The 6,420-nt window shown below is 41.7% G+C and carries 6 protein-coding genes and 1 pseudogene; all 7 read right to left on the bottom strand.

The annotated features are described in order from the left end of the window. Window positions 1–238 precede the first annotated feature (238 nt). Entirely contained in the window at window positions 239–673 is a 435-nt protein-coding gene (locus UF06_RS12360) for a hypothetical protein (protein WP_045570717.1), read from the bottom strand. A 629-nt stretch (window positions 674–1,302) separates the two neighbouring features. After that, window positions 1,303–1,827, bottom strand: a complete 525-nt coding sequence (locus UF06_RS12365; protein ID WP_045570718.1) for a GNAT family protein — start codon at window positions 1,825–1,827, stop codon at window positions 1,303–1,305. A gap of 1,529 nt (window positions 1,828–3,356) precedes the next feature. Then, window positions 3,357–3,447 (bottom strand): annotated as a pseudogene (locus tag UF06_RS27765) (DUF3265 domain-containing protein); the annotation flags it as partial. A gap of 28 nt (window positions 3,448–3,475) precedes the next feature. Next, complete coding sequence (locus tag UF06_RS12370) at window positions 3,476–3,796, bottom strand: DUF2834 domain-containing protein (protein WP_029797024.1); 321 nt, start codon at window positions 3,794–3,796, stop codon at window positions 3,476–3,478. A 33-nt stretch (window positions 3,797–3,829) separates the two neighbouring features. After that, complete coding sequence (locus UF06_RS24460) at window positions 3,830–3,952, bottom strand: DUF3265 domain-containing protein (RefSeq protein WP_082069697.1); 123 nt, start codon at window positions 3,950–3,952, stop codon at window positions 3,830–3,832. Next, window positions 3,949–4,449 (bottom strand): hypothetical protein, encoded by a 501-nt coding sequence (locus UF06_RS26865; protein ID WP_045570719.1) that lies wholly within the window; start codon window positions 4,447–4,449, stop codon window positions 3,949–3,951. Before UF06_RS26865 ends, UF06_RS24460 begins: the two co-directional genes overlap by 4 nt. Before the next feature lie 1,135 nt (window positions 4,450–5,584). Further along, window positions 5,585–6,205, bottom strand: coding sequence for a Shedu anti-phage system protein SduA domain-containing protein (locus UF06_RS12380; RefSeq protein WP_171816731.1), 621 nt, complete (start codon window positions 6,203–6,205; stop codon window positions 5,585–5,587). Window positions 6,206–6,420: the final 215 nt, after the last annotated feature.

The following is a 6,420-nucleotide window of genomic DNA, read 5'->3' on the forward strand; positions in this document are numbered from 1 at the left end:
CGCTAAAGAACAAGTGTCCGGAAAACAGCGCCCAATGGAGCCAACTTGCCGACAAACACAAAACTGAAAAGCCAAAGGAACAAAGAAGAACCATAACTCACTGATTTTGCGTGATTAAGCATAACGCCCTGCTAAGGGGTGAGCAATGCACTACGAAAGCTACCGCACACCGCTTTAATCACAAAACCCACCGAATGCTGAAAATGCCACGCATTGCGAATCCCTCTTAAGCAGTTTGTTAGCTGCTTACTGCAGTTTTTGACGCACTAAATTTCTGACTCACCTCTCCCGTAAACATCATTGCCAACAACATACCTTCTAAGATTAGTGCGATATCTCTAAACATGGCTTCCCAGCCATTCATCACTACTGGTCCAAATACTGGATAAAATGGAATAAACGCGACCGTAATTACTACATATAGTGTTCTTGCCCAAGATTTAAATTTCCATAGTCCAAAAGTTGAAATTGGCAATAGCAACAAAACTACCAGCATTGCTAACAGCATGAATATTGCCTTACCTCTAGACATATCTTTATTTTCTACCTGCGCCAAATAGTCTTGTAAAATTGTTGGCAAGGTATCTGACAAGCTGATACCCGCAACCACCCCGATGATTACGAAGATTAGGCCAGCAATTAATACAAATCTAAATAGTGATGTGGAAGACATATTTACTCCTAGGTTATGATTGTTTGTACAGCTAACGCCCGGTTAAGGGGCAGCCAACGCCATTGCCAAGCTTCCGCATAACACCGTAACCACAAAAACCAACGCATGGTAAAAATGCCACGCGTTGGCTGTCCCTCTTGAACCGTTTGTTATGTTTAAGCTTCAATGACTTACGTTTTACCAAAACCAAGATTAACTCAGCTTTGATTCACAAACAAAAGCCAAGACCTAAAAACTGAAACGACTCATAGAATTAAAAAACAACTTCGATTTTCGACTGTTCAAGCCCAAAAACCTGTGTTCAAAATACTGATTGAGCCAACCGTCCTAACCTCGCGCTTGCCCAAAAATTGATTGAGGCAACTCTCTGAATTTCCAGCGCCAAAGAATAATTGTCCGGAAAACTGCGCCCGCTGAAGCCAACTTGCCGATAAACGCGAAACCAAGCCGCCGAGGGAGCAAAGAGAAACCATAAACCACTGACTTTGCGTGATTAAACATAACGCCCTGCTAAGGGGTGAGCAATGCACTGCAAAAGCGACCGCACACCAACTTAATCACAAAACTCACCGCATGCTAAAAGTGCCACGCATTGCGAATCCCTCTTAAGCAGTTTGTTAGGCGAATTTTCAAAGAGTTATGCGCATATCTGCACAATTGAAAAGCCCATCGCCCAAAGTCGGAAACCGTGCATGATTTTTGAGCGTGCCATAATTTGAGAAACCCGACTTTTCTAAAACTCGTATGCTTGCGAGATGCTCAATAAACGGATTGGTTCTTACCTCTTTTACACCCAAACTTTTCATGTATTGCAGACCATACCGGCACAACTCACTTGCAATACCTTGATTACTAAACTGCTTTGATATACCAAAGTGAATTTCAGCATATTGCTCATTAAATATGAAGACAACCAAACCGAACACAAGGTCATCTGGACTCGCAGCAACGCCATAAACACAAACTTTAGGCGCATATTCTGAGTAGGACTTTCGCCATTGCTTAATTTTCGAAAGCGTGGTTTCAACTGTATCGTGAGGCAATGTCGATATGTACTTTGCTGAACTGCTTGAGCCTGAGTACATACTAAACAACGAATGAGCATCAGCCTCTCGAAGCTCTCTGACTCTAAAAATTGTACTTTCGTAGTTCATTACACCTCCATTCGCCTAACGCCGCGTTAAGGGGTGCAGGCACGCAATACAAAAGCTACCGCACAGTGCCGTAACCACCGAACTCAACGCAAACTGAAAATGCCACGCGTGCCAAATCCCACTTAAACGCTTTGTTATGCTTAAGCTTAAACGCCCACATTTTTACCAAAACCAAGATTAACTCGGATAGGATTAGCTAACAAAAGGCAAAACATAGAAAACCGAAATGACTCATAGTTTTGAAAATCGAACCTTGATATTTGGCTGCTAAAACTCAAAAAAACTAAGATCAAATTGTTGATTGAGACAGCCCCCCTAACCTCGCGCTTACTTGAAAATTGACTGAGGCAACTCTCTGAATTTTCAGCGCCCAAGAATAAGTGTCCGAAAAGCAGCACCTACTGAAGCCAACTTGCCGACAAACTCGAAACTAACCAGCCGAGGGAGCAAAGAGAAATATAAACCACTGATTTTAGCTGATTAAGCATAACGCCCGGCTAAGGGGTTGACAACGCACCGCCGAACTCAAAAAACACACAGTAAACACTGAACTTAAATTTTGCACTAAAGCCGCCACGCGTTGGCAATCCCTCTTGAGCCGTTTGTTATGCAAATTCAATGAGATAAACTGAATTTACACGACCCAAAGCCACAATTACAATGGTTGAGTGATTCAAGAACTAACCCAAGCCAGAGCCATGATAAATAAGCCGCCAAAACAAAGTCCACCTTTCAACAACCAACCAAGCTTTTGAATGAGACAAACTCAACAAGCAAGACTTTCAGCAAATGCAAAATGCTCGATTAACTTGCCCTTTCCACACTTTGCGCCCATTGAATTTACAACGCACCAACGCTAAAACTGATTGAGGCAAACAAAGAACCTTGCCTGTTTTACGGTTTGAGTGAACCACGAATCTGAGGGTAAAAGTGCTCATTTGCCGACAACACAAAACGAATGGCCAGAGAAATCTAAAAAGATTGAACCCCTAAATTTCCCTGAGTTGCATAACGCCCGGTTAAGGGGCTGACAACGCAAAACACTGAACTCAAAATAACAACCGTAATCACAAAGGCCGATTTGAACAAAAACCGCCACGCGTTGGCAGTCCCTCTTTAACCGTTTGTTATGCAAATTCAATGAGATAAACTGACTTTACACAACCAAAAGCCACAATTGCAATGGTTGAGTGATTCAAGAATCAACCCAAGCCAGAGCCATGACAAATAAGCTGCCAAAACAAAGCACACCTTTCAACAACAAACCAAGCTTTTGAATGAGACAAACTCAACAAGCAAGGCTTTCAGCAAATGCGAAATACTCGATAAACTTGCCCTTTCCACACTTTGCGCCCGCTAAATTGACAACAAACCAGCACCAAAACTCATTGAGGCAAACAAAGAACCTTGCCTGTTTTACGGTTTAAGTTAACCACGAATTTGAGGGTAAAAAAGCTCATTTGCCGACAACACAAAACAAATGGCCGGAGAAATCCCAAAAGATTGAGTCCTAAATTTACCTGAGTTGCATAACGCTGCGTTAAGGGGTGAATGCCGCACAAACCAACTTCCCGTAGACCACTTTCACCACTAAAACTCACTGCATACCAAAAATGCCACGCGGCATGAATCCCTCTTTAACGCTTTGTTATGGCTGTGGTTGGAGCGACTGCTTTTCTTTCAAGTAAAGATACAGTGGCAACCCAAACGATACTCCAACTGACAAAGTTCCCAACACAGCAAAATAGCGATACTTCACTTTATGTCTTTGGCCGTCCACCACGATAAAACCTAATAAAGCAATCGCCGCTACCAAAACATCAAGCCAAGCAAAAATACTAATGGGGCTTGCCACCGCTTCACGGAACAAAAGACCAATGTCTAAGCCATTGCTAACTAGCCAAGGAACAAACGCCCCGTATGGGAGCAATATACCCAACAAAGTAAGAACCAGATAAAACCTTACCATTTCGCCATCCTTGCACATTTTTCGTAGTAAACCCTAACGCCGCGTTAAGGGGTGAATGCCGCATAAACCAACTTTCTGCAAACCACTTTCACCACCAAAACTCACCGCATACCGAAAATGCCACGCGGCATGAATCCCTCTTAAACGCCTTGTTATGTGTTTGTTGTGTCGAGTTCATTTCTACACTTAGTTTGCTCGCGAGACACTACTATTAACAATGATTTTGTAAGTTCAAACGCAAGCTCAGACTCTGTTTCACCAAACGCTACGTAGGGGTTGTAGCCATAACTGACTTGGTTTCTAGTGCTAACTTTGTAATCCCGAGACATTGCATCTGAATGGGCGATTGCTATATTACGGCTACTTATTAAGCTCTTATGAAACTCGAGTGATTCACTTGATAACTTGCGCCTCCAGCAATTTAATAAAGCCCCAAACTTGTTACTTACCATATCTTTGTATTCTGGATCCTTTGTATTGGAAGAACCAAACACCCTCCCATAGGCAATTATAAAAGATGATGTTAAAGCCAACTGAATGATAGGCTCTTCGCCGGTTTCATACGATAAGAGCTTTTCTAGGAAATCATGGCAATACAATAAATCATCAAATGCCATAGTAACCCTGTTGAGATAGTGCTCAGATTGTTCCATTTCACCTCACTTACACATAACGCCCGGCTAAGGGGTTGACAACGCATAGCCGAATTCAAAAAACACACTGTAAACACTGAACTTCAATTTTGCACTAAAGTCACCAAGCGTTGGCAATCCCTCTTGAGCCGTTTGTTATGCAAATTCAATAAGATAAACTGACTTTACTCGATCAAAAGCCACGATTGCAATGGTTGAGTGATTCAAGAACCAACCCAAGCAAGAGCCGTGATAAATGAGCCGCCAAAACAACGTCCACCTTTCAGCAACAAACCAAGCTTTTGAGTCAGATAAGTTCAACGAGCTAAAAATTCAGCAAGTGAGAAATGCTCGATTAACTTGCCCTTTCCACACTTTGCGCCCGCTAAATTCACAACAAACCAGCACCAAAACTCATTGAGGCAAACAAAGAACCTTGCCTGTTTTACGGCTTGAGTAAACCACGAATTTTAGGGTAAAAATGCTCATCTGCCGACAACACAAAACGAATGGCCGGAGAAACCTCAAAAGATTGAACCCTTAAATTTACCTGAGTTGCATAACGCCCTGCTAAGGGGTGAGCAATGCACTGCAAAAGCTACCGCACACCAACTTAGTCACAAAACTCACCGCATACTAAAAATGCCACGCATTGCGAATCCCTCTTAAGCAGTTTGTTAGCTTAAATTTCAGCGCCTTAGATTTACCAAGCCTGAGATTAAACCGATTTGGAAAACCAAAAAATCACTTGAGCTTTGAAACCCGAATTGGCTCAAACTTTGTGACCTTTCATGCGATTTGAAAAACCAAAAATTTGATAAATCACTTTCGGAAAACTCAAAGCGAAAGCAAAACTGCCAAAGCGACTTTGCGCCAAACTTACTCACCTCGCTCAACCATAAAACTCAATTGAGGCAACAGCTCAAAAATCGCGTTGGCAAACAATGCTGATTTGCCGACAAACGAAAACGAATGGCCAATGGAAGAAAGAAAAGACCACAACCAATTGATTTTCATTGTTTTAAGCTAACGCCCTGTTAAGGTGTGAGCAACGCAATGCCAAAGCCGCCGCAGACCACCTTAAACACCAAACGCAACGCATAGTAAAAATGCCACGCGTTGCGAATCACTCTTAAACAGTTTGTTAGCCCTGAGGTCAATACGTGCAACTGTCACTAAGTAACTCAACAGCATCGATAAGATTGTCATAGTGAATAAGATGTATTTGATTATTCCTAATACTTTGCCGCTGAATTCTATACGTTTTATCATTAAAATCATCACGCCTGCCAGCGATTACCACATAGTTAATCCTAGACCTGTCGAAATGGCAAAATTCTTCAGGAAGAGGATCGTCCAACTTTTTATGCTTTTTGAAAAACTCTTGAAGAACACTGTAGTTTCGTTCAAGCCAAAATTCCCAGTCTTCGATTTGTGCTTTACCCTTTCGAAAAACTGTTCCCAAGTCGCCATTTAAGGTGGTAACGCTACCATTTGGAGACTCTAACTCAACAAATACGAAGTGCCATCCATCTGAATTTTTGCCCACAAGTAAATAGTCTGCTTTGTATGATGTTCCTAACGGAAATTCACGAAATAAATGAGCAGCATGATGACCAAAGTTATAATATTTTTTAAGTAAAGAACCTATAATGAAGAATGCTGGTTCACTGTTAATATAATTTAAAATATCTCGTTCTCGAACGTCAGACTTATTTAGTAAATCTATAAATCCTTTTAACAGCAATTGAATGTTGTCGGTGTCTTTCAGGTCCATCGTATCAAGATACTGATTCGGAAATAGACTCTGAAAATGCCTAGCCGCTCGCGGGTATTTTGAAAACAGATTTTTCCTAATCTTTACCCACGGCTTGCGCATGAGTTAAATAATTGTTAAGTCCCAAATAACACGTGCTCTCGAAACTCTGTATTTAACGCACATTTTAATTGCCGCCTTTTCAAAGTGCCTTTCATTTCTACTAACTTTATCAA

Source organism: Vibrio sp. S234-5, from assembly GCF_000960595.1.
GTDB lineage: Bacteria > Pseudomonadota > Gammaproteobacteria > Enterobacterales > Vibrionaceae > Vibrio.

What these genes read in the sequence shown, in the direction of transcription:
- UF06_RS12360 (WP_045570717.1), bottom strand. Translation starts at nt 673, where the DNA reads ATGTCTTCCACATCACTATTTAGATTTGTATTAATTGCTGGCCTAATC.
- UF06_RS12365 (WP_045570718.1), bottom strand. Translation starts at nt 1,827, where the DNA reads ATGAACTACGAAAGTACAATTTTTAGAGTCAGAGAGCTTCGAGAGGCT.
- UF06_RS26865 (WP_045570719.1), bottom strand. Translation starts at nt 4,449, where the DNA reads ATGGAACAATCTGAGCACTATCTCAACAGGGTTACTATGGCATTTGAT.
- UF06_RS12380 (WP_171816731.1), bottom strand. Translation starts at nt 6,205, where the DNA reads ATGGACCTGAAAGACACCGACAACATTCAATTGCTGTTAAAAGGATTT.
- UF06_RS12370 (WP_029797024.1), bottom strand. Translation starts at nt 3,796, where the DNA reads ATGGTAAGGTTTTATCTGGTTCTTACTTTGTTGGGTATATTGCTCCCA.